General features: G+C 64.3%; 21 protein-coding genes. 8 read left to right on the forward strand and 13 right to left on the reverse strand.

Annotated features, from left to right (window positions below):
- Positions 1 to 124 precede the first annotated feature (124 nt).
- The 3 genes from proS to K0P03_RS06485 are packed head-to-tail and all read left to right on the forward strand — an operon-like array spanning position 125 to position 3490.
- A complete protein-coding gene (proS, locus tag K0P03_RS06475) occupies positions 125 to 1453 on the forward strand; it encodes a proline--tRNA ligase (protein WP_272789170.1) in 1329 nt (442 codons plus the stop codon).
- A 33-nt stretch (positions 1454 to 1486) separates the two neighbouring features.
- Complete coding sequence (locus K0P03_RS06480; protein WP_023515965.1) at positions 1487 to 2794, forward strand: lipoprotein-releasing ABC transporter permease subunit; 1308 nt, start codon at positions 1487 to 1489, stop codon at positions 2792 to 2794.
- Positions 2795 to 2803: 9 nt separating this feature from the next.
- Positions 2804 to 3490, forward strand: coding sequence for an ABC transporter ATP-binding protein (locus tag K0P03_RS06485; RefSeq protein ID WP_023515964.1), 687 nt, complete (start codon positions 2804 to 2806; stop codon positions 3488 to 3490).
- Positions 3491 to 3511: 21 nt separating this feature from the next.
- Here K0P03_RS06485 and K0P03_RS06490 read toward each other — a convergent pair whose 3' ends face one another.
- Positions 3512 to 4090, reverse strand: coding sequence for a hypothetical protein (locus tag K0P03_RS06490; protein ID WP_050743048.1), 579 nt, complete (start codon positions 4088 to 4090; stop codon positions 3512 to 3514).
- 338 nt (positions 4091 to 4428) lie between these two features.
- Between K0P03_RS06490 and dnaE the strand changes: the two genes are divergently transcribed.
- Both dnaE and K0P03_RS06500 read left to right on the forward strand, forming a co-directional pair.
- On the forward strand, positions 4429 to 7926 hold the full coding sequence (gene dnaE, locus K0P03_RS06495; RefSeq protein WP_272789171.1) for a DNA polymerase III subunit alpha: 3498 nt from the start codon (positions 4429 to 4431) through the stop codon (positions 7924 to 7926).
- Positions 7927 to 7946: 20 nt separating this feature from the next.
- Positions 7947 to 8645: a Type 1 glutamine amidotransferase-like domain-containing protein gene (locus tag K0P03_RS06500; RefSeq protein WP_272789172.1), complete on the forward strand. Its 699-nt coding sequence runs from the start codon at positions 7947 to 7949 to the stop codon at positions 8643 to 8645.
- Positions 8646 to 8722: 77 nt separating this feature from the next.
- Here the strand turns inward: K0P03_RS06500 and K0P03_RS06505 are convergent, their stop codons facing one another.
- From K0P03_RS06505 to K0P03_RS06520, 4 genes are all read right to left on the reverse strand, one after another.
- Positions 8723 to 9883, reverse strand: a complete 1161-nt coding sequence (locus tag K0P03_RS06505) for a DMP19 family protein (protein ID WP_272789173.1) — start codon at positions 9881 to 9883, stop codon at positions 8723 to 8725.
- Positions 9884 to 10003: 120 nt separating this feature from the next.
- The gene (locus K0P03_RS06510) at positions 10004 to 11317 is read right to left on the reverse strand and encodes a L,D-transpeptidase family protein (protein ID WP_272789174.1); all 1314 of its coding nucleotides are present in this window, start codon (positions 11315 to 11317) and stop codon (positions 10004 to 10006) included.
- 131 nt (positions 11318 to 11448) lie between these two features.
- Positions 11449 to 12795 carry a DNA polymerase IV gene (locus K0P03_RS06515; RefSeq protein WP_272790454.1) on the reverse strand — a complete coding sequence of 449 codons (1347 nt, stop codon included), beginning with the start codon at positions 12793 to 12795 and terminating at the stop codon, positions 11449 to 11451.
- A 123-nt stretch (positions 12796 to 12918) separates the two neighbouring features.
- Positions 12919 to 13218 (reverse strand): DUF3572 domain-containing protein, encoded by a 300-nt coding sequence (locus K0P03_RS06520; RefSeq protein WP_272789175.1) that lies wholly within the window; start codon positions 13216 to 13218, stop codon positions 12919 to 12921.
- Positions 13219 to 13359: 141 nt separating this feature from the next.
- On the opposite strand from K0P03_RS06520, the gene K0P03_RS06525 reads away from it, so the two are divergent.
- On the forward strand, positions 13360 to 13731 hold the full coding sequence (locus K0P03_RS06525; protein ID WP_003547430.1) for a response regulator: 372 nt from the start codon (positions 13360 to 13362) through the stop codon (positions 13729 to 13731).
- Between the two features lie 16 nt (positions 13732 to 13747).
- On the forward strand, positions 13748 to 15115 hold the full coding sequence (locus K0P03_RS06530; RefSeq protein ID WP_024270874.1) for a PleD family two-component system response regulator: 1368 nt from the start codon (positions 13748 to 13750) through the stop codon (positions 15113 to 15115).
- A gap of 682 nt (positions 15116 to 15797) precedes the next feature.
- On the opposite strand, the gene rpmG is transcribed toward K0P03_RS06530, so the two are convergent.
- From rpmG to topA, 6 genes are all read right to left on the reverse strand, one after another.
- Entirely contained in the window at positions 15798 to 15965 is a 168-nt protein-coding gene (gene rpmG / locus K0P03_RS06535) for a 50S ribosomal protein L33 (RefSeq protein ID WP_023512792.1), read from the reverse strand.
- Between the two features lie 93 nt (positions 15966 to 16058).
- Positions 16059 to 17243 carry an MFS transporter gene (locus K0P03_RS06540; RefSeq protein ID WP_272789176.1) on the reverse strand — a complete coding sequence of 395 codons (1185 nt, stop codon included), beginning with the start codon at positions 17241 to 17243 and terminating at the stop codon, positions 16059 to 16061.
- A 13-nt stretch (positions 17244 to 17256) separates the two neighbouring features.
- Positions 17257 to 17919 carry an NUDIX hydrolase gene (locus tag K0P03_RS06545; RefSeq protein ID WP_023512790.1) on the reverse strand — a complete coding sequence of 221 codons (663 nt, stop codon included), beginning with the start codon at positions 17917 to 17919 and terminating at the stop codon, positions 17257 to 17259.
- Positions 17916 to 18392, reverse strand: coding sequence for a DUF983 domain-containing protein (locus K0P03_RS06550; RefSeq protein WP_023512789.1), 477 nt, complete (start codon positions 18390 to 18392; stop codon positions 17916 to 17918). Before K0P03_RS06550 ends, K0P03_RS06545 begins: the two co-directional genes overlap by 4 nt.
- 68 nt (positions 18393 to 18460) lie before the next feature.
- A complete protein-coding gene (gene rnr, locus K0P03_RS06555) occupies positions 18461 to 20812 on the reverse strand; it encodes a ribonuclease R (protein WP_443020536.1) in 2352 nt (783 codons plus the stop codon).
- A 4-nt stretch (positions 20813 to 20816) separates the two neighbouring features.
- Positions 20817 to 23465 carry a type I DNA topoisomerase gene (gene topA / locus K0P03_RS06560; protein WP_023512787.1) on the reverse strand — a complete coding sequence of 883 codons (2649 nt, stop codon included), beginning with the start codon at positions 23463 to 23465 and terminating at the stop codon, positions 20817 to 20819.
- 260 nt (positions 23466 to 23725) lie between these two features.
- Between topA and K0P03_RS06565 the strand changes: the two genes are divergently transcribed.
- Complete coding sequence (locus tag K0P03_RS06565) at positions 23726 to 23980, forward strand: hypothetical protein (RefSeq protein ID WP_272789178.1); 255 nt, start codon at positions 23726 to 23728, stop codon at positions 23978 to 23980.
- On the opposite strand, the gene dprA is transcribed toward K0P03_RS06565, so the two are convergent.
- Together dprA and plsY are read right to left on the reverse strand one after the other, a co-directional pair.
- Complete coding sequence (dprA, locus tag K0P03_RS06570; RefSeq protein WP_272789179.1) at positions 23912 to 25063, reverse strand: DNA-processing protein DprA; 1152 nt, start codon at positions 25061 to 25063, stop codon at positions 23912 to 23914. The two genes, K0P03_RS06565 and dprA, sit on opposite strands and share 69 nt — an antisense overlap.
- A 2-nt stretch (positions 25064 to 25065) precedes the next feature.
- Positions 25066 to 25671: a glycerol-3-phosphate 1-O-acyltransferase PlsY gene (gene plsY, locus K0P03_RS06575; RefSeq protein ID WP_088016403.1), complete on the reverse strand. Its 606-nt coding sequence runs from the start codon at positions 25669 to 25671 to the stop codon at positions 25066 to 25068.
- Positions 25672 to 25695 lie beyond the last annotated feature (24 nt).

Below are 25695 nucleotides of genomic sequence, written 5' to 3' on the forward strand. Positions count from 1 at the left end.
GTCGGTGTTCCGCCTCGGGCTGCCGGGTTTCCTTCCTGTGGCGAAGCGTTTATGAACGCATCAAAATCAACGTCATTTTGCCCGATTCCCGAAATAGGGCGGATCAGTCACTCCGGAACCCGATATGCGCCTTTCCCGCTTCTTCCTGCCCATCCTCAAGGAAAACCCCAAGGAGGCCGAGATCGTCTCCCACCGGCTCATGCTGCGTGCGGGCATGGTCAAGCAACAGTCCCAGGGTATCTATACCTGGCTGCCGCTGGGCAAGCGCGTCCTCGACAAGGTGAACGCCATCATCCGTGAGGAACAGAACCGTTCCGGCGGCGTCGAGCTGCTGATGCCGACGCTGCAGTCCGCCGAGCTCTGGCAGGAAAGCGGCCGCTACGACGCCTACGGCAAGGAGATGCTGCGCATCAAGGATCGCCAGGAGCGCCCGATGCTCTACGGCCCGACCAACGAGGAAATGATCACGGACGTCTTCCGTTCGTTTGTGAAGTCCTACAAGGACCTGCCGCTCAACCTCTATCATATCCAGCTGAAGTTCCGCGACGAGATCCGTCCGCGCTTCGGCACCATGCGCTCGCGCGAGTTCCTGATGAAGGACGCCTATTCCTTCGATCTCAACCGCGAGGGCGCCGTGCACGCCTATAACCGCATGTTCGCGGCCTATCTGCGCACCTTCTCGCGCATGGGCCTGCGCGCCATCCCGATGCGCGCCGATACCGGCCCGATCGGCGGCGACCTCAGCCACGAATTCATCATCCTCGCCGATACCGGCGAATCCGAAGTCTTCTGCCACAAGGACTTCCTGAACTTCGACGTTCCCGGCGAAGACACCAACTTTGAGGACGTCGCAGGCCTCAAGGGCATTTTCGACAAGTGGACCTCGCGCTATGCGGCCACTTCCGAGATGCACGATGCGCCCGCCTTCGAGGCGATTCCGGAAGGCGAACGCCTGTCGGCCCGCGGCATCGAGGTTGGCCACATCTTCTATTTCGGTACGAAATATTCCGAAGCCATGGGTGCCAAGGTTCAGGGCCCTGACGGCAAGGAACACACCGTGCACATGGGCTCCTACGGCATCGGCCCGACGCGCCTCGTGCCCGCCATCATTGAAGCCTCGCATGACGAGAACGGCATCATCTGGCCGAAGGCCGTCGCGCCGTTCGAAGTCGTCGTCATCAACATGAAGTCGGGCGATGCCGCCTGCGACGCGGCCTGCGAGCAGATCTACGGCGCACTGCTGAACGCCGGCATCGATGTGCTCTACGACGACAAGGATGAACGTGCCGGCGCGAAGTTCGCGACCGCCGACCTCATTGGCGCGCCGTTGCAGGTCATTGCAGGTCCGCGGGGCATTGCGAACGGTGAGGTCGAGATCAAGGACCGCAAGACCGGCGAGCGCGAGACGCTGACCATCGAGGCGGCGATCAACCGCCTGACATCCGGCAACTGATGCCCGCAGGCGCAGGCGGCAACGGGAGGAATCATGGCTGACGCAGCGAGCGGTGCATCTGCAACCGGGGCGCAGGCCTTCAACAAGAGCCGCCCGTTCTCCGCCTTCGAGCGGATGGTCGCCTGGCGCTACCTGCGCTCCCGGCGCAAGGAAGCCTTCATCTCGGTGATTGCCGGGTTCTCCTTCATCGGCATCATGCTGGGCGTCGCAACGCTCATCATCGTCATGGCCGTCATGAACGGGTTCCGCACCGAGCTGATCTCGCGCATCCTCGGCATCAACGGCCACATGATCGTCCAGCCGATCGATACGCCGCTGAACAATTATGCCGCTCTCGCCGAGCGGCTTTCCGCTGTCCCGGGCATCACCATGGCGATCCCGCTCGTCGAGGGCCAGACGCTGGCCTCCGGCACTGCGGGCGCGGGGACCGGCGCGCTGGTGCGCGGCGTGCGCGCCGACGACCTTGCCAAGATGAAGGCCGTCTCCGACAACATCAAGGAAGGCGACCTCGTGGGCTTTGCCGCCGGCAGCGGCGTCGCGATCGGCTCGCGTATGGCCGAACAGCTCGGCCTCAGCGCCGGCGGCCAGATCACGCTCGTCGCACCCGAGGGCGACGTCACGCCGCTCGGCGTCAATCCACGCGTGAAGACCTACACCGTCTCGGCCATCTTCGAGATCGGCATGTCGGAATACGACGCGTCGATCATCTATATGCCGCTCGAAGAAGCACAGCTCTATTTCAATGCCGAAGGCATCGTGCAGTCGATCGAACTGTTCGTCGCCAACCCCGACGATGTCGACGACCTGCGCCAGCCGATCGAGGCCGCCGCCGAACGCCAGATCTTCATCACCGACTGGCGCCAGCGCAACCGCACCTTCTTCTCGGCCCTGCAGGTCGAGCGCAACGTCATGTTCATGATCCTCACGCTGATCGTGCTCGTGGCCGCGCTCAACATCATCTCCGGCCTCATCATGCTGGTGAAGGACAAGGGCAGCGACATCGCGATCCTGCGCACCATGGGGGCGACGTCAGGCTCGATCATGCGCATCTTCTTCATGACGGGCGCGGCGATCGGCACGGTCGGCACTTTTGCGGGCGTGCTGCTCGGGGTTGTCGTCTGCCTCAATGTCGAATCGATCCGGCAGTTCTTCTCGTGGCTTTCGGGCACGACGCTGTTCAATCCGGAGCTCTATTTCCTCAGCCAGCTTCCGGCGGACATGAATGCCGGCGAGACGGTCTCGGTCATCGTCATGGCGCTGGCGCTCTCCTTCCTCGCGACGATCTTCCCTGCCTGGCGTGCCTCCAAGCTCGATCCCGTCCAGGCCCTGCGGTACGAATAGGATAAACGCATGAATGCGCGCGTCGCTCTGGAACTGAAGGGCATCGAACGGCACTACGGCCAGGGCGAGACCCTGCTGTCGATCTTGAAGGGAGCCGATTTCACGCTGAAGAGCGGCGAGACCGTTGCGCTCGTCGCCCCGTCCGGCACCGGCAAGTCGACCCTGCTGCATGTCGCCGGCCTTCTCGAGAAGCCGGATGCCGGCGAGGTCTTCGTCAACGGCCATTCCTGCGCGACGCTCGCCGATGACCAGCGCACGGCAATCCGTCGCAGCGAGATCGGCTTCGTCTACCAGTTCCATCACCTGCTGCCGGAATTCAGTGCGCTGGAAAACATCATGATGCCGCAGCTCATCTCCGGCCTCACCAAGGCGGAGGCGCGCGAGCGCGCCGCCCAGCTGCTCGACTACATGCGCATCGGCCATCGCGCAGACCATCGCCCCTCGGAACTTTCCGGTGGGGAGCAGCAGCGCGTCGCCATCGCGCGCGCCGTCGCCAATGCGCCGCTTCTTCTGCTGGCTGACGAGCCGACCGGCAATCTTGACCCCGAGACTGCGGGTTATGTCTTCGAGGCGCTGGAGGCGCTCGCCCGCCAGTCCGGCCTTGCCGCGCTTATCGCGACCCACAACCACGAGCTTGCCGGCCTGATGGATCGCCGCGTGACGATCGAGGACGGCCTCGTGCGCGAACTCGCCTGAGGCCGGTCCCGGTTTTTCCTGTCAGTTGTCGAGGCCGCAGATCGAGCGGCCGACATCGTCCTGCCAATCCTTGAGCAGCACGAACTGCGCCCTGCCGGCAATCGGCTGGCCGCGGGCCTTGCCCTTGCCGGTCAGAACGTTGAGATCGCATTCGCTGCCGGCGTCCGGATTGAGCGTGTCGTAGGACGAGAACGTATAGCCCGCGACGATGAAATCGAAATTGCGGTAGGCGATGGTCAGTGACTGCCGCCAGCGGTCACGGCCGACCGAATCGTTCTTCGTCGTCAGCGTGAACGAGCCGTTGGCGAGCGCGGCGAGCTCCGGCTCCTGCCCATACATGGCGAGGTTTCCCCAGATGGTGTTGGGCAGCGTGAGGGCGAGCGTCAGGCGGTTCTCCTCCGGCTTGGCGATATAGACGTAAAGCCCGTTGTCCTCGCCGCTGTTGTCGCCCGGCGTTGCGACGAGGACGAGATCGGCCACGCCGTCCTTGTTCCAGTCGCCGCTCGCCATGGCTGCGACGCGCTCGGCCGGAAAGTCCGCGGCCTCGGCCGCAAGGGGCAGGGCAAGCGACAGCAGAAGGGCGGCACTCAACGACTTCATCTCATTTCCTCCATGTGATCGACGCGACCTTATTGTGCCGCGCAATGCCGGTCCAGAGGGCCTGTGGATAAGGGTTGACATGAGAACAACAATAGAACAAAGTAAAAACATAAAAGGAAAGGGAGCCACAATGACCGATTTTCTTCGTGATCTTGCAGCATTCACCTCCATGGCCATGTTCGTCGCCAGCTTCTCCGTCATCCTCTTCGGCATCTGACTGTATGTCGCCGTCCGTTCGGTGTTGCATGCGTGGAAAGCGGGTGCAACGCCAAGAACGGTCTGGACGGGAGGGGTGCGAATCCGCTTAAGCTTCCCTTCCTGATCGGAAGGATGATGGCATGGCGGACGCGGCGCAGAAGACGGATGGCGTGACAATCGGAGAGACGCCGGAATTCGTGCATCTGCGCGTCCATTCGGCCTTCTCGCTGCTCGAGGGCGCCTTGCCGATCAAGAAGATCATCGGCAAGGCGACGTCCGACCAGCAGCCGGCGATCGCGATCACCGACACGAACAACCTGTTCGCGGCGCTCGAATTCTCGCAGAAGGCAGTCGGCGACGGCATCCAGCCGTTGATCGGCTGCCAGCTGTCCATCGACATGGAAGACGAGGGGGAAGGCGAGCGGCGCGGCGGGCAGGCCCAGCTTGCAAAGCTGCCTTCGATCGTCCTTCTCGCGGCGACGGATGCGGGCTACGCGCGGCTCGTCGCGCTTGTCAGCCGTGCCTATCTCGGCGGCGAAGGCAGCCAGGCGATCCGCATTGCCTATAGCTGGCTGCAGGAAGAGGGAGCGGAAGGACTGATCGCGCTTTCCGGCGCGCTCGGCGGCCCCGTCGACATGGCCTTCCTCGCCGGCCAGCCGGCCGTCGCACGGGCGCGGCTTCACGCGCTGAAGCGCGTGTTCGGCGACCGGCTTTATATCGAATTGCAGCGGCACGGCCGCTTTGACAAGCAGCATGAACGGCGCATGGTCGAGCTCGCCTATGCGGAGGACGTGCCGCTGGTCGCGACCAACGAGCCGTTCTTCCCGGCCCCCGACGATTACGATGCGCATGACGCCCTGATGGCGGTGGCGCACAATGCGATGGTGTCGGACGACAACCGTTTCCGCCTGTCACCGGACCACTATCTCAAGAGCCGCAAGGACATGGCGAAGCTCTTCGCCGACCTGCCGGAGGCGCTGGAGAACACGATCGAGATCGCCCGGCGCTGCTCCTTCGTGCTGCAGACACGCGGGCCGATCCTACCGCGTTTCACCGGTGCGACGGACGATCCGGAGGAGGCGGAGCGCGCGGAGTCCGCGGAACTGCGGCGCCAGTCCGTGGAGGGGCTGGAAAGCCGCATGGAACTGCTCGGCCTGACACCGGGCTATACGGAACAGGACTATCGCGAGCGGCTGGACTTCGAGCTCAGCGTCATCGAGCGCATGAAGTTCCCCGGTTACTTCCTGATCGTTGCAGACTTCATCAAATGGGCCAAGCAGCACAACATCCCCGTCGGCCCGGGGCGTGGATCGGGCGCGGGCTCGCTCGTCGCCTATGCGTTGACGATCACCGACGTCGATCCGCTGCGCTTCTCGCTGCTCTTCGAACGCTTCCTCAATCCGGAACGCGTCTCGATGCCGGACTTCGACATCGACTTCTGCCAGGACCGCCGCGAAGAGGTGATCCGCTACGTGCAGCAGAAATACGGCCGCGAGCAGGTGGCGCAGATCATCACCTTCGGGTCGCTGCAGGCGCGCGCGGCGCTGCGCGACGTCGGCCGCGTGCTCGAAATGCCCTATGGCCAGGTCGACAAGATCTGCAAGCTCGTGCCGAACAATCCGGCCAACCCGACGCCGCTCTACAAGGCGATCGAGGAGGAGCCGAAACTGCAGGAAGAGGCGGAGAAGGAACCGGTCGTCGCGCGCCTGCTCGACATTGCCCAGAAGATCGAGGGCCTCTACCGCCACGCGTCGACGCACGCCGCCGGTATCGTGATCGGCGACCGTCCGCTCTCGCAGCTCGTGCCGATGTACCGCGATCCGCGCTCCGACATGCCGGTCACCCAGTTCAACATGAAATGGGTCGAGCAGGCCGGCCTCGTCAAGTTCGACTTCCTCGGCCTGAAGACGCTGACGGTGCTGAAGACGGCGGTCGATTTCATCCGCAAGCGCGCAATCGAGGTGAAGCTCGAAAGCCTGCCGCTCGACGACCAGCTGACCTACGAGATGCTGTCGCGCGGTGAGACGGTCGGCGTGTTCCAGGTGGAAAGCGCGGGCATGCGCAAGGCGCTGATCGGCATGCGGCCCGACTGCATCGAAGACATCATCGCGCTGGTGGCGCTTTATCGCCCGGGCCCGATGGAGAACATCCCGGTCTACAACGCCCGCAAGCACGGCGAGGAGGAGATCGAATCGATCCACCCGATGATCGACCATCTCCTCAAGGAGACGCAGGGCGTTATCGTCTACCAGGAACAGGTGATGCAGATCGCCCAGGTCCTGTCTGGCTATTCGCTCGGCGAAGCCGATCTACTGCGCCGCGCCATGGGCAAGAAGATCAAGGAGGAAATGGACAAGCAGCGCGCCCGCTTCGTCGATGGCGCCGTCAAGAACGGCGTATCGAAGCCGCAGTCGGATCTCATCTTCGACCTGCTCGCCAAGTTCGCGAACTATGGCTTCAACAAGTCGCACGCCGCCGCCTATGCCATCGTCTCCTACCAGACGGCCTATCTCAAGGCGCATTACCCGGTCGAGTTCCTCGCCGCGTCGATGACCTACGATATGTCCAACACGGACAAGCTGAACGATTTCCGGCAGGATGCCGGCCGGCTCGGTATCGAGGTCATCCCGCCCTCGGTGCAGACCTCGTTCCCTCATTTCGAGACCGGGGAAAACCGCATCTACTATGCGCTTGCCGCCATCAAGGGCGTCGGCGGGGCCGCGGTGCAGCATATCGTCGATGTGCGCGGTACGGCGCCGTTCAAGAGTCTGGAAGATTTTTGCGTGCGCATCGACCCCAAGTTCGTCAACCGCCGGGTCTTCGAAAGCCTGATCGTCGCCGGCGCCTTCGATTGTTTCGGCCATGATCGCGCGGCGATGATCGCCGGCCTCGACAGGCTTCTCGGCGCCGCCCAGCGCGCGCAGGAGAACAAGACGAGCGGGCAGGGCGATATCTTCGGCATGGGCGCGGCGACGGGGCCGGAGGTCATCACGCTTCCGTCCTACACGCCCTGGCTCGCCTCGGAAAAACTGCACCGCGAATTCCAGGTGCTCGGCTTCTACCTGTCAGCCCACCCGCTCGACACCTATGCGCCGATCCTCTCCAAGATGCGCGTGCAGACCTTCGGTGACTTCGCCGCGGCGGTGAAGCGCGGCGCGACCGCCGGTCGCCTCGCCGGCACGGTGACCTCCAAGCAGGAGCGCAAGACGCGCACCGGCAACAAGATGGGCATCGTCGCCTTTTCCGATTCGTCCGGCCAGTTCGAGGCAGTGCTGTTCTCTGAAATGCTGAACCAGTACCGCGACTTGCTGGAGCCCGGCAAGTCGCTGGTCCTGACCGTGCAGGCGGAAGAGCGGCCGGAAGGCATCGGCCTGCGCATCCAGACGCTGCGGTCGCTGGAGGAAGAATCGCTGCAGACGCAGAAGGCGCTGCGTGTCTACGTGCGCGACAGCGGCCCGCTTCGCTCCATCGCCGCCCATCTCAACACGAAGGGCGACGGTCTCGTCTCCTTCATCGTGATCAAGGACAACGGCCAGCGGGAAATCGAGGTGGAGCTCAACGAACGCTTCCGCATTTCCTCGGAAATCGCCGCCGCCATGCGCTCCACGCCGGGCGTGCTGGACGTGGAACTGGTCTGAGGCACGGGAGACGGAGTGTCTTGGTCAACCTCGTCCTCTACAGCGATCAGACCGCGGGCGAGGGCGCGGAGATCGATGCCTGTCTCCTGGGCGTCCTTCGTGAGCGGCGCGGCGATGCCCGGATCGGTTACGTTGCGTCGGGCCCGGATCCGGAGCGTACGTTTTTTCAGGCGGGCAGGGCCTATTACGCGCGGCTCGGCCTTGATCTCTGCCTCTATCACGACCTGGACCTCACCCGGGATGCCATGGACGTCGCCCGGCTCTTCGCCTGCGATGCCATTCACCTTTCCGGCGGGCATACCGGCGATTTTCTGATGCGGCTGAAGCGCAGTGCGCTGCTCGCGCCCCTGCGGGACTGGGCACGAGGCGGCGGTGTCCTGATCGGGGTCAGCGCGGGCGCCATTCTCATGGCGCCGACGATCGCGACCGACGCGCTCTTCCTTGGAGAACGGCCGGAGGATGTGGAGGGCGAAGCCCTCGATCTGATGCCGTTGGAATTTTTCCCGCATCTCGATGACGACGCGGCCTATCTCCCCGCGCTCCTTCGTTACAGCAGGCACACGCGGCGCCCCATTCTTGCCTGCAATGATGGGGACGGGGCGGTCGTTCATGAGGGCAGGGTCGCCTGTTTCGGCAAGGCCATCTGGATCGCCGATGGCGCGGTCACCGAGGCCCGCGGCACCGTTTCCCTGGAGGAAATCGCAGCACGCAGCGCTTAGGCGGCGGCGTGGGATATTCTGCCGGTGATGTTCGTCGCCTGGCATGTCTCAAGACGGCAGCGGTGAAGAGGGGCCTTTCAGCCTGCGTGGCCGTCGATTTCCCGTTCGTGCGCTGCGATTTGCGCGAAGGAGACGGGGCCATGGGTGTCGCCCGGCGCCCGCCCCGCCAGGACGTAGCCCGAGCCTGCCTTTGTCAGCATCAGCATGTCGTCGGCAATCGAGATCCGGAAAATCGGGTGGGGAATGCCGTCGGCCATCGCAGCGGGCTGGATCGCGCAATGGGTTGCGGCGGGCCGGGCGCGGCGGAGCAGGAGGTCGGCCGCTGCGGCGACAGGTTCGTGTCTGACGAAGGCCGTGATGGTGTCGACGTCCGTCCGCTCCGCGATGCCGATCAGGGAGACGGCCGTCCATGTCACGTCCCGTCCGCCGAGCTGCAAGGCGTAGAGGCGGACACCGCCGCCGGCGCAGGCTGCGCCACGCAGTCCGAAGCTCGTCTGGACGAGCCGGACCTCTTCGCGGCGGCCGCCGATGTCGATCACCTCTGTGGTTCCCGGATCAATCAGGGTCTCGTCCGCCGCATCGGCCGCGAGCCCCAAAGCGAGGAGCAGAGGGTCGGAAAGAGATTGCCGGAAGGCTTCGATGCGGGCTTTCGACAGCCGGAGCGCACGCCTGGGATTGGAAAGGGCACCTTGTGCCCAGGCCGCCTCGAAACCGACAGGATCGAGAAAGCGGACGTCGGGCCATGCCTTGATCCAGGCAGCCGCCTGGTCCGTGGCCGGCCTGAGGCGTTCTGCCTCCTCGAAACGCTTGTCCAGCGCATCGAGCGCGCCGTCCCGGCCGCCGGAAAAGCCGGTCTGTGCATCCGCCTGGTCTGGGTTGGCGGCAATCCAGAGGCCGAGCTCACCCAGCAGTGCGGCATGGTCGGGCGCGCCCATGGCGGACAGCCCTGCCATGGCATTGGCAAGAATGGCCTGCCTTCGTGTCCCGCAATTGTGAACGAACTGGCTGTGTCCGCCGTTCAGCACCTGCGCGATGTAGAAATCGGCGTGGTAGAGCTGGATCAGCCGATGCGGCACCTCGTCGGCACGGTAAAGGCCTGCCGAAAAGAGGTGGTTGACGAAATCGACGACGGTCGCAACGAGCTCGGACGCGTTGCCGGGACTATCCTTGGCAAGCGCATGAGGGATCGGGACGACAAGGGCCGGCTGGGGTGGCGTCACGCGTTTTCCGAAGGTCATTCAGACACCTTTGAAGAGAAGAGGCAGCGAGGGGCGTCATGTCATGGACGGCGCCCGCGTCGAGACGTTCGCCGGCAGGCGGTATCGATGGCCTGCTGCAAGGCAGGCCACAGCTGCCTGTCAGTTCACGACGGTGATCGATGCCTTCTTCATTTTCTTCGATGTCTTGCCGCTCTGTACCGCTCCTGCATCGGCTTTCTGCACCTTGCGCGTCACGGTGATGAAGTCCGTGCCGTCGCCGGTTTCCGGGCCGAGCCCGGTGTCGGAGATGGAGAGGGAGGCGCCTTCGCCCATCAGGCCGGAAATGCGCAGGCGCATGTCCTCCGGAATATCGAGCCGGTCGAGGGTTTTTGCCAGCACCTCGGGGGCAGCGGCATCGGCTTCGGTGGTGATGCCGAGGCGCTTCATCGTCGCCTGCGAAAGCTGGTTGTCCATGCTGACGCCGTACCATTCCGCCTTGCCCTTGTCGGCATCGACCTCGCGGGCCAGCAGGAAATGCGTGCCAAGGGCGATTTCGGGGTTGCGGATGGTGATCGGCATTTCGAGGACAGGCTTGAATTTCTGCCGGACGAGGATCTGCCCATTCGGCGGCGCCCCCTTGCCGGCCTTGGCGTAGACGGCGGCGACAAACTCCGGAGAGATCATGCCGTCTTCCTTCAGCCCTTCCGCGAGCTGGAAGGCGCGGATGGCGGTAACGGTCTGCTTGCCGTGCAGGCCATCCGGCACGCCGGCGTCATAGCCGAGCGTCGTCAGCAGCGTCTGCAGATCCATCAGCATCTCGCGCTCGCCGCGGCGGGTGATCAGGATGCGGATCGGGTCCTGCTCTGTTCTCTGTACGATGGGCGTGATGACCTCCGGCTTCGGATCGGTCATCGCCACCTCGACGCTCTTCTCGCCGGCTTCGATGAGCGCGGGGCGAAGGCCGGCCTCGGAGAGCAGCGGCGTATCCGGAACGACGACGACAGGCTTGAACAGCGCGGCATGCACGATGCGCTGCGGCGTGATCTCGCGGTCGGTGACGAGGACATGACCGCCGCGGCGCGTCGTGCTGAACAGCAGTTTCGCAAAATCGTTCGGCAGGCGCACGCAGCCGTGCGAGGCGGGGTAGGAGGGCACGCTGTTGGAGGCGTGCAACGCGATGCCCGACCAGGTCAGCCGCTGCATGAAAGGCATCGGCGCGCTGTCATAGAGGTTCGAGAAATGTGTGCGCTTCTTTTCGAGGATCGAGAAGATGCCGGTCGGCGTGGAATGTCCCGCCTTGCCGGTGGAAACGCGCGATGTGGCGACCACCACGCCGCCGTCATAGACCTTCAACTCCTGCAGGTCCTTCGACACCATGATCTGGAGCGGACCTTCGAGCGTGCCGCCGAGCGCGGTGGCGCAGCTCAGCATCAGGCCCACTATGCTCATGCCGGTAACGAGGCGAAACTTCATGTGACCCATCCGTACGCAATACAAACCGGCAGGAAGCGTAGTGCATCCGATTTAAGGAAGGCTTGATGCACGCAGACGATCCCCCGATCTGTGCCATCCCGATGCAGTCAAGAACGCTGGCTTGCCGGGATTTATTCGGTGGGTCCGTCGATTTTTCCGGCGGTCTTGAATGTCAATTTTTCGTGAAACCGGCTGGGGCCGTTCTTGCCGAACGTGTAGCCGGTCTCCACGCTCGCCTTGCCGAACTTGTCGCGCAGGGTGTTCATCGCGGCCTCGGCGGCGGCGCGGCGGCTGGCGGCGGGATCGACGAGATCGGGCGGGTCGGCGCGGCCGGGATCGGCAAGATCGCTGACGCCGATGCCGATCAACCGGTACTTCGTGCCGTCCACCTCCTTGCGCAGAAGCTCGATACCGGTGCGAAAGATGCGGTCGGCGAGCATGGTGGGGTCTTCCAGCTTGCGGTTGCGCGTGCGGCCTTTGAAATCGGCCGTCTTCAGCTTCAGGACGACGGTGTGGCCGGCGATGCCCGACTTACGCAGGCGCGTGGCGACCTTCTCGCTGAGACGGCGCAGGTGCGCCACCAGCTCGTCATAGCTTGAAATGTCGTCGAAGAAGGTGGTTTCGGCCGATACGCTCTTGGCCGGATCGTTCGCATGCACCTCCCGGTCGTCCTGCCCGCGGGAGAGGTTGAAGAGCCGTTTGCCCATGACGCCGTAGCGGCGCATCAGGTCGGTTTCCTGCATGGTCTGCAGCTGGCCGACAGTGCGGATGCCGTCGCGCTCCAGCGTCTCGGCAAAGGCCTTGCCGACGCCCCAGATGAGGCGCACCGGCTTCTCGCGCAGGAAGTCGAGCGCCTCGGCTTCGCCGATGACGGAAAAACCACGCGGCTTGTTGAGGTCCGAAGCCACCTTGGCGAGGAACTTGCAGTAGGAAAGGCCGATCGAGATGGTGATGCCGACTTCGTTTTCGACGCGTTGGGCAAATCGGGCGAGCACACGGGCAGGTGGATCGTGGTGCAGGCGTTCGGTGCCCTTGAGCTCCAGAAAGGCCTCGTCGATGGAAAGCGGCTGAACGAGCGGCGTCAGGTCCTGCATCATCGCGCGCACCTGCCGGCCGACGGCGACGTATTTCTCCATGTTCGGACTGATGACGATGGCGTTGGGACAGGCCTCCAGCGCCTTGAACATCGGCATGGCCGAACGCACGCCGTGGATCCGTGCGACATAGCAGGCGGTGGAGACGACGCCGCGTTTGCCACCGCCGATAATGACCGGCTTGTCCGCAAGGTCCGGATTGTCGCGCTTCTCGATCGCCGCATAAAAGGCGTCGCAGTCGATATGGGCGAGCGTCAGACCATAGAGTTCGGCATGATAGACGAGGCGGGGGCTGCCGCACGCGCGACAACGGCGCAGGTTCACAGGCTGCCCGGCAAGGCAGTCGCGGCAGAAGCCCGGAAAACGCGATTCGGCTGTGCTCATCATGCGGAACAAATATTGAACATCGCGACATTACCGCTTAAATTCACGAGTCTCAAGCGCTGCGGGAGGTGAAGGCATGACGACGCACAGGCAAGCGCGTGGAGATCCCCGCTTATCGCCCGCTCAGAAATCGTCGCTGCCGTGCGGCCCGCTGAGGACGGCGTGGGCGTGCACCACCGCCTCCGGCGTGACACCTGTCGCGGTGCTGAAAGAAAGGAGCGTCGGTTCGTACTCCATCAGGAAAGCGACGAGGCCGGCGAGAAAGCCGGGATCGTCGATGGCATTGCGCACATCCGAAGGTGAGACGCCGGTGAGCGAGAGGAAACGCGAGAGCAGTTCGGGTTCTCCGGCCAGCCAGCCGAGGATGGCGACGGCGGTTGCCTCGGCATCGGCAACCGCGGGTGTATCTTTTTGGCTTTTCATCGTTTTTCCTCGGGAAATTTACCTTTTAATCAACCAAGTCGCGCTAACGTCGATGCGGACAAGCTGGGTGATTTCGGCTTTGCCGCAACTTATCGATCCACCGGAAGGTTGCAAGGCCGGCGAGAGGAACAGGGACGCACGATGCCCAAGCAGGTGATGATTGTCGAGGACAACGAGCTCAACATGAAGCTCTTCCGGGATCTCATCGAGGCGTCCGGCTATACGACCATCCAGACCCGGAATGGTATGGAAGCCCTTGATCTTGCCCGCAAACACCGCCCGGACCTGATCCTGATGGATATCCAGCTTCCCGAGGTCTCCGGCCTCGAAGTCACCAAGTGGCTGAAGGAAGACGACGAGTTGCATGTCATCCCGGTGATTGCCGTCACGGCCTTCGCGATGAAGGGCGACGAGGAGCGGATCCGCCAGGGCGGCTGCGAGGCCTATGTCTCCAAGCCGATCTCCGTTCCGAAGTTCATCGAAACCATCAAAACCTATCTCGGCGACGCATGAGTCGGAGGTCAGGGCCATGACAGCGCGCATTCTCGTCGTCGACGACATTCCGGCAAACGTAAAGCTGCTCGAGGCGCGGCTGCTCGCGGAGTATTTCGACGTGCTGACGGCCGAGAATGGCTATGATGCGCTTGCCATGTGCGAACGCACGCAGGTGGATCTCATCCTGCTCGACATCATGATGCCCGGCATCGATGGTTTCGAGGTCTGCGAACGGTTGAAGGCCAATCCGCGCACGGCCCATATCCCTGTTGTCATGGTGACGGCGCTCGACCAGCCCTCCGACCGCGTGCGCGGCCTCAAGGCCGGCGCCGACGATTTTCTCACCAAGCCGGTCAACGACCTGCAACTCATGTCACGGGTGAAGAGCCTCGTGCGGCTGAAGACGTTGACGGACGAGCTGCGCATGCGCGCGGCCACCGCCCGCGCCATTTCCCTGGAGGAGGGGCTGGACAGCAATCTCGGCGACGAGCCGGGCGATATCCTCCTCGTCGATGGCCGCGCCAGCTCCCAGGAGCGCATCACCCGCGCGCTGAAGCCGATCGCCGAGGTCACCTCGATGTCCGATCCGCAGGCTGCACTCTTCCAGGCGGCCGAAAGCAATTTCGAGCTGGTGATCGTCAACGCCAATTTCGAGGACTACGATCCGCTGCGCCTGTGCTCGCAGCTCCGCTCGCTGGAACGCACCCGCTTTCTGCCGATCCTGCTGATCGCGGAGCAGGGTGACGACGACATGGTGGTGCGCGCACTCGATCTCGGCGTCACGGACTATCTGATGCGGCCGATCGACCCGAACGAGCTGATCGCCCGCAGCCTCACCCAGATCCGCCGCAAGCGCTGCAACGACCGCCTGCGCGCCAGCGTGCGCCAGACGATCGAATTGGCCGTCACGGACGGCCTGACGGGTCTGCACAACCGTCGTTATCTCGACAGCCACATGAAGCTGCTGATCGACCGTGCGACGGCGCGGGGCCGGCCTCTGTCGGTCTGCATCACGGATATCGACCGCTTCAAGCTGGTCAACGACACCTATGGCCACGATGCCGGCGATGCGGTGCTGCGCGAATTCGCCAGCCGCGTGCGCTCGGCCGTGCGCGGCGCCGACCTTGCCTGCCGTTACGGCGGGGAGGAGTTCGTTCTGGTGATGCCGGATACCTCTGCCGACATGGCGGCAGGTGTCGCGGAGCGCCTCCGCACGATCGTCGAACGGGAACCGTTCCGCGTGCCCGGCACGGACGTCTTCCTGTCCATCACCGCTTCGCTCGGCCTTGCCAGTGCGCTGTCGGCCGGAGACAGTCCGGAAGCCCTGTTGAAGCGCGCCGATACCGCGCTTTATGAGGCGAAGCGCTCCGGCCGAAACCGGGTCGTGGCTGCCGCTGCGTGAGGCGGCCGATTCGCCGCGAGGTTGTCCACAGGCGAATTCATATTTCGGGCATTTGACTTGGAAATCCGCAGGTTGCACGGTTCGTGCCGGTTGCTGACCGTACGTGAACCGTGTCGCCCTTGGAATCCGGTCACGTGGTGAAAATTGGCTATAAGTCGTACTATTCGACTTTGGTGAAGCCTATCAATGGGTTGTGTCGTGTACCGCCTTCCCGTACGTCAACCGGGTATTTTGCCATGGTTGCATATTTCTCTCGCAATGGTTGAAATTGGCGTTGCCAACCATTGTTGCGATCCATGACGGAACCGCTGCTCAATGGCACACGTCTCCTCGGCGCGGTTAACTATGAGACAAGGCGCCGGCGGGGGAGCGTTAAGAATTCGTTGATTTTTTTTCTTTTTCGCGCGATGCTCAACTCATGCGCGGCAAACGAGGCCGCACAACCGGTTACCCCATGATGCTAGGTCCGCCGCATCTCCTGGGTCGTGGGGTCGGTCGGTCAGCTACGACAAATACGGAATCCTCGTGCCGTCGTCGTGTCTGGCCGACCCCCATTCAACGCCGCTCCCTCAGGGGAGCGGCGTTTTTGATTCGGGGCAAGCGACACGAAGGCTGCCGGCAAAAAGAAAAGGCGCCGGACGTTTCCGTCCAGCGCCTTTGCGAACCGAAGCGGCTCCCAAGATTACTTGATCTTGGTTTCCTTGAATTCGACGTGCTTCTTGACGACCGGGTCGTACTTCGTCTTGGTCATCTTGTCCGTCATCGTACGGCTGTTCTTCGTGGTCACGTAGAAGAAACCGGTGTCGGCCGTCGACAGCAGCTTGATCTTGATGGTGGTAGCCTTGGCCATGGTCGTCCTGCCTTTATCAAAAACGAAGCCGCGGACAGCCAGTCTGCTCTACGGCTTAAATCTGGGCGGAAACTACAAATCGCGCCCGAAAAGTCAACCCCGTTTCGGCCGGAAAACCATCCGGGCGAGAGAAAGTACGAGGTAAAACCCGAAGAAGCCGACGATCGCCCAGGCAAAACCGTCATTGCCGGAAACATCCATCGCCGCGCCGATGGCCTGCGGACCGACGACGGTGCCGACGGCATAACAGAAGATGAAGGCGGCATTGGCCGCCGCGAGGTCCGCGCCGACGAGGCGCGAGCCGAGGTGGCTGAGGCCGACCGTGTAGAGGCCGGCGACGCAGCCGCCCCACAGGAACAGCACGGTCGCCATCAGCACCCAGCTGTGCGAGATGAGGGGCAGGCAGAGCGCGCCGACGAGGCCGATGACCGCCATGATCGTCAGGAGGCGCCTGCGGTCCTTCATGCGGTCGGAAAGCATGCCGAGCGGGATCTGGAACGCCATGTTGCCGATACCCATCACGGTCAGCAGCAGGGCGGCCTGCGGCTCGCTGAAGCCGGCCCGCGTCGCGTAGATGGGGAAGAGCGAAAGGCCGCCGACCTCCACCGCGCCGAAGATGAAGACCGCCGCTGTCGCCGTCGGTACGAGAAGGATGTAGCGCATGAAATGCAGCTCGGGCTTCTCGTCGATATCAGGGCTTTCGCCGCGGGCGATGAAAATGGGAACGGCAGCCAGAAGGATGATGGCGGCACCCACCGCAAAGGGCAGCACGCCGTCGCTGCCCAGAAGCGAGAAGAGCAGGGGACCGGCGGCGAAGCCGAGCGACAGCACCGTGGCATAGATGCCCAGCACGAGACCGCGCCGGCGGGGCGGGGCCGCGGCGTTGATCCAGAATTCGGAGAGGATGAAGAGCGTGGTGATCGCGCCGTGGAAGACCAGGCGAAGCGGGAACCACAGCCAGAAATTCTGGATGTAGTAGAAGCCGAGGCCGCTGATCGCCGCCAGAATGATGGCGGCGATCATGATCGTCGAGGTGCCCCAGGCATGCGCAAGGCGCGTGGTGAAGGGGGCGGCAGCCATGGCGGCGACGCCGGCCATGGCAGAGTTGATGCCGATCATGGTGGAGGAAATGCCGCGCTTCTCCATGATGATGGAGAGCAGCGGAAGACCGAGGCCGATGGCGATGCCGACGGCGGAAATGGCGGCGACGGCTGCAAAGAGAGACCGCCAGTGGATGCTCTCCACCGGGCCCGAGGTGCCGGATTGCGGCTGCGTCATATGCGATCGATCCTCAAAGAAGGTCCCGAAGGAAGCGCCCGCGCTGGGTGTGATACAGAGGCACGGTTCTTCCGAAGGGCAGAGACTTGTCTTCCTGAAGGCTTTTTTGAAGCTCTTCAAGGATCAATACGGTTATGTCGGGCATCTCGATGCCGCCGCGGTCAAAAATATTCACCCAGCGCAGGTCTTCCAGCTCATGGCTCGCCGTTGCGCCGGCGGGGTCGATGCCCGCCTCGTCGGTAAAGAGCGCGAAGAAGCGCGTATCGAACCGCCGGACCATGCCGGCCGGCGTGATGGCGCGGGCAAGGAAACGCAGGTTGGAAAGGTCGGGGCGGAAGGGCAGGGCGTTTTGTGAGGCAGCCTCGATCGACGTGCCGACGGAAATACCGGCCTCTTCGTAGAGTTCCCGCAACGCGGCAACGCCCAGCGCTCGCAGGCGCGAATCGGAGCATCGGGTGCCGCTGCGCAGCGCCAGCCGTTCGCAGGCCAGCGGGTTCAATGGATGGGAGACGGGAACGAGGCGGTCCGTCGCATCGCGCCGGCCACCGGGAAAGACATAGACATCCGGCATGAAGACATGCTTGCTGCTGCGCCGGCCGACGAGCACCCGCATGCGCTCGCCCGACCGGTCGAGAAGCAGGATCGAGGCTGCATCGACGGGTCGGACGGGTGTCATGCCGTCCGGTCGCCGTAGGCGGACGCCGTGTCCACTTCCCTCTCTTCCGGCTTGTCGCCGAAGCCGTGCATCTTCAGCGCCCATTGCAGGCCGATGGCGCCGCCCTTGATGGGCTGCAGCAGAAGGAGCGACAGGATGAGCGTGATCGGGGTCCAGATGGCGAGGTGCTGCCAGGTGGTGAGCGGCCAGACGAGGTCCGTCGCCATGTAGCCGCCGACCACGATATGACCGACGATGGTGATGACGAGATAGGGCGGCAGGTCGTCGGCACGCTGGTGCGTGTAGTCCTCGCCGCAGGCGGCACAGTTTTCCACGGGCTTGACGAAGGACTTGAACAGGCGGCCTGAACCGCAGGCGGGGCAGCGGTTCAGCATGCCGCGCTTGATGGCACGGCCGAGCGGGCGCTCCACCGGCCGGGCGGCCGGGCTGTCGCCGAAATGCTGCGTGTTGCCGCTGGTTTCGTTCGCCTGCATGTCCTGTCCTTCCCGCCGGCACTTCGCGCCGGCCATTTCTCTTCGCGCCGGGGGCGGCGCGATACCGCTCAGCGTCTGCCGCGGGGCGGGCGCGTACCCGGCTGGTGCCGCGGCGCGCTCCCCTTGCGCCGGCCCGACTTGTGGAAGGAGCGCACCGCCGTCGGCATCTTGCGTCCCTCGCTGATCATGTCGAACCGGAGCGAACCGGCAAGCGGCACCGCTTCCGCGAGTTTGACGCGCACCTCGTCGCCGAGTCGATAGCCGAGCGCGGTTTTTTCGCCGGACAGGGCCTGATGCGCCTCGTCGTAGATGAAGTAGTCGCGTCCGAGCATAGATATAGGCACGAAACCATCGGCACCATATGCCGGCAGGGTGACAAAAAGTCCCGCCTTGGTGACGCCCGAAACACGCCCGTCGAACTCCTCGCCGATGCGCCCGGCCAGGTGATGGGCGATCAACCGGTCGACCGTGTCGCGCTCGGCCGCCATGGCGCGCCGCTCGAAGGTCGAGATCTCGGCCGCGATGTCGTCGAGCACCGCTTCCTCGTCCGGCGTGATGCCGCCCTCGCCAAGGCCGAGCGAGCCCACCAGCGCCCGGTGCACGATGAGGTCCGCATAGCGGCGGATCGGTGAGGTGAAATGGGCATATTTCATCAGGTTGAGGCCGAAGTGGCCGATGTTTTCGGGGCTGTAGATCGCCTGGCTCTGCGAGCGCAGCACCATCTCGCTCACCATCTGCTCGAACGGCTTGTCCTTGGCCTTCGCCAGGATGCCGTTGAAATGGTTGGAGCGCATGTTGCCGCCCTTCACCAGGGATATGTCGAGCGTCTGCAGGAACTCGCGCAGCACCTCCTGCTTGGCGAGCGAAGGCGCGTCGTGCACGCGGTAGATCAGGACCTGCTTCTTCTTTTCCAGCGTCTCTGCGGCCGCGACGTTGGCCTGGATCATCATCTCCTCGATGAGCTTGTGGGCATCGAGCCGCGGCGGCACGACGACGCGGTCGACCGTGCCGTCCTCCTTCAGGAGGATCTTGCGTTCGGGCATGTCGAGTTCGAGCGGCTGGCGGCGGTTCCGGCCGACCGTCATGATGCGGTAGGCTTCCCAGAGCGGCTTCAGGATCGTCTCGAGGATCGGGCCGGTCTTGTCGTCGGGTGCGCCGTCGATGGCGGCCTGCGCCTGCTGGTAGGAGAGCTTTGCCGCGCTCTTCATCATGATGCGGTGGAAGGTGTGGCCCGCCTTGCGGCCCTCATGCGAGAAGACCATGCGCACGGCGAGCGCCGGGCGGTCGACGCCTTCCTTCAGCGAGCAGAGGTCGTTGGAGATGCGCTCCGGCAGCATGGGCACGACGCGGTCCGGGAAATAGACCGAGTTACCGCGTTTCAGCGCCTCGCGGTCGAGCGCCGATTTCGGCCGCACATAGTAGCTCACATCGGCGATAGCGACGGTGACGATCACGCCGCCGGGATTGTCGGGCGACGGGTCGGGCTCTGCGAAGACAGCGTCGTCATGGTCCTTGGCGTCGGCCGGGTCGATGGTGATGAGCGGCAGGCTGCGCCAGTCCTCGCGGTGCGCCATGGTGGCGGGGCCGGCGGCCTCCGCCTCGCGGATGACGGCATCGGGGAAGATGTAGGGAATGCCATGCGCATGGATGGCGATCATGGAGATCGCCTTTTCCGAGGCGACGGAGCCGACCACGCCCTTGATCTGCGCGCGTGGCAGGCCGTAGCGGCCCATGCGCACGACGTCGATCTCGACGAGGTCGCCGTCCTTGGCGCCTGCCGTGAAGTCCGCGTCGACCTCCATCTCCTCGCCGCGCCGGTCGATCGGCATGATGCGTCCGCCGCCGCCTGCCATGGAGCGGAACACGCCCATGCCGGAATTCTTCTTCTTGTCGAGCACCTTGATGATGCGCGCCGTATAGGCCGGGCCGCCGCGCTCCTTCGCCGGGAAGATCTTGGCCAGCACCCGGTCGCCGAGCCCGGCAACGGGCGCCTTGTCCTTGCGCGCACCGCCCGACTGACGGATCAGGACGGCGGGCGCGACGCCGGCATCGTCGAGCCATTCCGCCGGGCGGCCGATCAGTTCGCCGTCGACGTCCCGCGTGGTGATGTCGAGCACGGTGACCGGAGGAAGTGCGCCGGGTCGCACCAGCGACTTGCGGCGCTTTTCTAGAAACCCGTCTTCCTCGAAGGATTTCAGCAGCGCCTTCAGCTCGACGCGCGCCTCGCCCTTCAGGCCGAAGGCCTTGGCGATCTCGCGCTTCGAGGCCTGTTCCGGGTGGTCGGCGATGAAGCGCAGCAGCACGTCGCGCGGCGGGATGGCACCATGGATGATCGGGGTATCGTCTGCCGGCGGCAGGTCATGGCCCGCGCGGCCCGGCCGCATGGATCGTCCTGCCCGGCCGCGTGGTTCTCTCGTCATGCCGTCAGGCCTTCTTTGCCTTGGTTGCGGTCTTGGCCTTGGGCGCTGCCTTCGGCTTTGCGGCCTTGGCATCGTCCGACTTCGCCGCCTTGGTGGTCTTCGTCGCCTTGGCCTTGCCCTTGGCGGGCGTCTTGCCGGCCTTGTCGGCGATCAATACGAGGGCCTCTTCCAGCGTCACGCTGTCGGCGGCCTTGCCCTTGGGCAGTGTGGCGTTGACCTTGCCCCAGTTCACGTAGGGGCCGTACTTGCCGTCCCGCACCGTGATGGGGCCGCCGTCCGGATGGTCGCCGAGCGTCTTCAGGGCCGCAGGCGTGCCGCGCGAGCGGCCACCGGGGCCCTTCGACTGCTTGTCGGCAATGACAGAAACAGCGCGGTTGAGGCCGATCGAGAACACGTCCTCGACACTTTCAAGGTTCGCATAGCCGCCGTCATGCAGCAGGAACGGGCCGTAGCGACCGATGCCGGCGGAAATCATCTTGCCGGTTTCCGGATGCTGGCCGATATCGCGCGGCAGCGAAAGCAGGGCGAGCGCCTTCTCGTGATCGATGCTCGCCGGCGTCCAGCCCTTGGGCAGGCTGGCACGCTTGGCTTCCTTGCCGTCACCGCGCTGCACATACGGCCCGAAGCGGCCGTTACGCAGCGTGATCTCTTCGCCCGTATGCGGATCCTTGCCGAGGCTCTGCGGCTCGTTGGAGGCGGCGGCCTCCGCATCCGAACCGTTGTCGGCGGAAAGCTGACGGGTGAAGTTGCATTCCGGATAGTTCGAGCAGCCGACGAAGGCGCCGAACTTGCCGAGCTTCAGCGAGAGCTTGCCAGTGCCACAGACCTGGCAGATCCGCGGATCGCTGCCGTCCTCGCGCTTGGGGAAGACGAGCGGGGCGAGCTCCTCGTTGAGGGCATCGAGCACGTTGGTGACGCGCAGTTCCTTCGTGTCCTCGATCTGCGCGAAGAAGTCCTTCCAGAAATCGCGGAGAACCTGCTTCCAGTCGAGTTCGCCGGCCGAGATCTTGTCGAGCTTTTCTTCAAGGCCGGCGGTGAAGTCGTATTCGACATAGCGGGTGAAGAAGCTCTCGAGGAAGGCCGTGACGAGGCGGCCCTTGGCCTCCGGGATCAGCTTGCGCTTGTCGATGATGATGTATTCGCGGTCGCGCAGCGTCGCAAGCGTTGCGGCATAGGTCGACGGACGACCGATGCCGAGCTCTTCCATCTTCTTGATGAGCGAGGCTTCCGAGTAGCGCGGCGGCGGCTCGGTGAAGTGCTGGCTGGCATTCACCTTCTGCTTGGCGACCGTCTCGTTGGCGTTGATCTCCGGCAGGCGGCCGTCGTCGTCACCGTCGTCCGACTGTTCGCCATCTTCCTTCTGGTCGGTATAGGCGGCGATGAAGCCGTCGAAGCGGATGACCGAGCCGGTGGCGCGCAGGCCTGCCTTGCGCCCGCCATTGTCCGCCTCGATCTCGACCGTCGTGCGCTCGATCTCGGCCGAGGCCATCTGGCTGGCGATGCCGCGCTTCCAGACGAGATCGTAGAGTTTCAGCTGGTCCGGATCGAGATAGCGCTTCACCTGGTCGGGCGTGCGGTCGAAGGAGGTCGGGCGGATCGCCTCGTGGGCCTCCTGGGCGTTCTTCGCCTTGGTGGAGTAGATGCGGGCCTTTTCCGGCACATAGCGTGCGCCGAACTGCTCGCCAACGGCCTTGCGGGCGGCGTCGATCGCCTCCGGCGCCATCTGCACGCCGTCGGTACGCATATAGGTGATGAGACCGACCGTCTCGCCGCCGATGTCGATGCCCTCATAGAGCTTCTGCGCCACCTGCATGGTGCGGGAGGCGGAGAAGCCGAGCTTGGAGGAGGCGGCCTGCTGCAGGGTGGAGGTGGTGAAGGGCGGCGAGGGATTGCGCTTGGTGGGCTTGGCCTCGACGCTTTCGACGCGGTAGGCCGCACCGTCGAGCAGCGCCTTGAGGCGGTTCGCCTCCTCGCCGTTGCCGATCGCCTTTGGCTGGAGACGCTTTCCTTCGGCCGAAACGAGGCGCGCCTCGAACTCGTCGCCGCGCGGCGTCTTCAGGAGGGCGGAGAGGTTCCAGTATTCCTCCGAGACGAAACGCTCGATTTCGGATTCCCGGTCGCAGACGAGGCGCAGCGCCACCGACTGGACGCGGCCGGCCGAGCGGGCGCCCGGCAGCTTGCGCCAGAGAACCGGCGAGAGGTTGAAGCCGACGAGATAATCGAGGGCACGGCGGGCGAGATAGGCATCGACCAGCGCGATGTCGATGTCGCGCGGGTTGCGCATGGCATCGAGCACGGCCGATTTGGTGATGGCGTTGAAGACGACGCGCTTGACCGGTTTGTCGCCGATGACACGCTTCTTCTTCAGGACGTCGAGTACGTGCCAGGAGATGGCTTCGCCTTCGCGATCCGGGTCGGTCGCGAGAATGAGGCCGTCGGAGGATTTCACCGCGTCTGCAATGTCCTTCATACGCTTGGCCGAGGCGCTGTCCACTTCCCAGGACATCTCGAAGTCCTCGTCCGGGCGCACGGAGCCGTCCTTGGCGGGCAGATCGCGCACGTGGCCAAAGGAGGCGAGCACCGTGTAGCCGGGGCCGAGATACTTGTTGATCGTCTTGGCCTTGGCAGGCGATTCCACAACTACAACATTCATCGTCATTTTTCTCTGAGTACGGGCGCCGCACCCTTGGACGCGCGGCGAAACGGGCGCCTTGCGCCGAAAAGTCGTGTCTCGACATGAACAGACAAAGCGTTCCGGTCAAGAGGTAGGGGTGAAATTAGTGGGATGCAACGCGATACAACTATTGCGAGATTAATCAGAGATTGCAATTATGAATAATCGTTGTATCTTTTCCTAGGTCTAGGAATTGCAACCTGACGGTGATTCCGAAATGTAGATGCAACGGAAGCGCTATGAACCCGAATCCAGCCAAGTCCGCCCTCCCGCCCCATACCGCAGAGGAGAACCTTGCCTACACCCGGCAGATGCTGGGCGAGCTGCGCACGGTCGTGAACACCGAGGGGGCGGACATGCTGGGCTATCTGATCGAGATGGCCTATGTGGAAGCGGGGGACATTCTGGCCGGTCTGCGGCCACTTTCAGTCCGGGGTCATCGAGACCCGGCCATCGGCATGTCGTTGAAGCCGGCCGGCAAGATCAAGCTCTAGAAGAACGAGATAGACGGTTGCCGCGGTGATGCCGGTATGGCGGATGAGCTCGTCGATTTCGGCCGGTATCTGGCTCAATGCATCGATGATGCGTTCCCGCTCGCCGTCGCCCGGCGGTAGACGCAGCGCGGGCAGCGTGTCCTCTGCGGGTTCGCCGGCGCCGGGGCGGGGAGTGAAAAGGTCGGGCTCGGACAGCGGGCGCAGGCTTTCCAGCACATCCTCCGGCGTCGTGGTGATCGTCGCCCCATCCTTCAGGAGGCCGTTCGTGCCCTCGCAGCGCGGATCGAGCGGGGAGCCCGGCACGGCGAAGACCAGCCGGCCGAAATCCGCCGCGTTGCGCGCGGTGATCAGCGAGCCGGAGCGCACTGCCGCCTCCACCACCACCAAGCCGAGTGACATGCCGGCGATCAGCCGGTTGCGGCGCGGAAAATCCCGCGCCCGCGGCTCCCAGCCGAAGGGCATTTCGCTGATGGCAAGGCCGTGCCCCTCGGTGAGTTCGGCAAGAAGGCCGATATTTTCCGGCGGATAGGGCTTGTCGAGACCGCCTGCCATGGCCGCGACGGTGCCGGTGTCGAGGCTGGCGCGATGGGCGGCCGTATCGATGCCGCGGGCAAGGCCCGAAACGATCGTGTAACCCGCCCTCCCGATCTCGCGTGCCAGCAGGCCGGCGAACTTGGTACCCGAGAGAGACGCGTTCCGCGCGCCGACGATGCCGACGGCCGGTGCCGCCGCGACAGCCCGGTTGCCCTTGACGGCGAGCAGCGGCGGCGCGCCGTCGATCTGGCGCAGGAGAAAGGGATAGTCGGGTTCGCCGATGCCGACAAAGGCGGCGCCGTGCCGGTCGGCAATGGCGAGTTCGCGCTCGGCCTCCGCCTGGCTGGCGACGCGGATGGCGCGCGAAGCGCCGCCACGGCGCGAGAGTTCCGGCACCATCTCCAGCGCCGTTTCCGCGCTGCCGAAGTGATTGATGAGCTCGCGAAAGGTGACCGGCCCGACATTGTCGCTGCGGATGAGGCGCAGCCAGGCGATCCTCTGTCGTTCCGTCAGCGCAATTCCTCGTGTCGTTGCGCTGTGGTCGTCCATCGCTATCCCTTGCTGCCGATTTTGCTTTCCGTGCCGTTCAGGAGACGACTGATGTTGGCACTGTGTTTCCACCAGGTGATGAGCGTCAGCAGCAGGAAGAGGACCGCCACCTTCTCGTGACCGAGGAACCACAATACAACCGGAGATACGGCAGTTGCAACCAGGGCCGAGAGTGACGAATAGCGCGTCAGATAGGCAAGGCCGATCCAGACGACGGCAAAGACCGCGAGCATGACGGGCACGAGGCCGAGCAGCAGCCCGACATAGGTCGCGACCCCCTTGCCGCCCTTGAAGCCGAGCCAGACGGGAAAGAGATGGCCGAGAAAGGCGGCAAAGCCTGCCGCAAGGCCGGCATCGAGCCCCCAGCGCGACGCGATGGCGGTGGCAGCGGTGCCTTTGAGGGCATCGAGCAGCAGGGTGGCCGCGGCAAGCTTCTTGTTGCCTGTGCGCAGGACGTTCGTCGCGCCGATATTGCCGGAGCCGATCTGGCGCACGTCGCCGAGACCGGCCATGCGGGTGAGGATCAGGCCGAAGGGAATGGAACCGAGAAGGTAGCCGAAGGCGAGGGCGGCGAGCGTCGGCAAGGCGCCGAGCTGCCAGGTGAAGATGTCGGACACGTCAGTTCCCCCGTT

Origin of the sequence: Shinella sp. HY16 (assembly GCF_028534175.1) — a bacterium.
Lineage (GTDB): Bacteria > Pseudomonadota > Alphaproteobacteria > Rhizobiales > Rhizobiaceae > Shinella.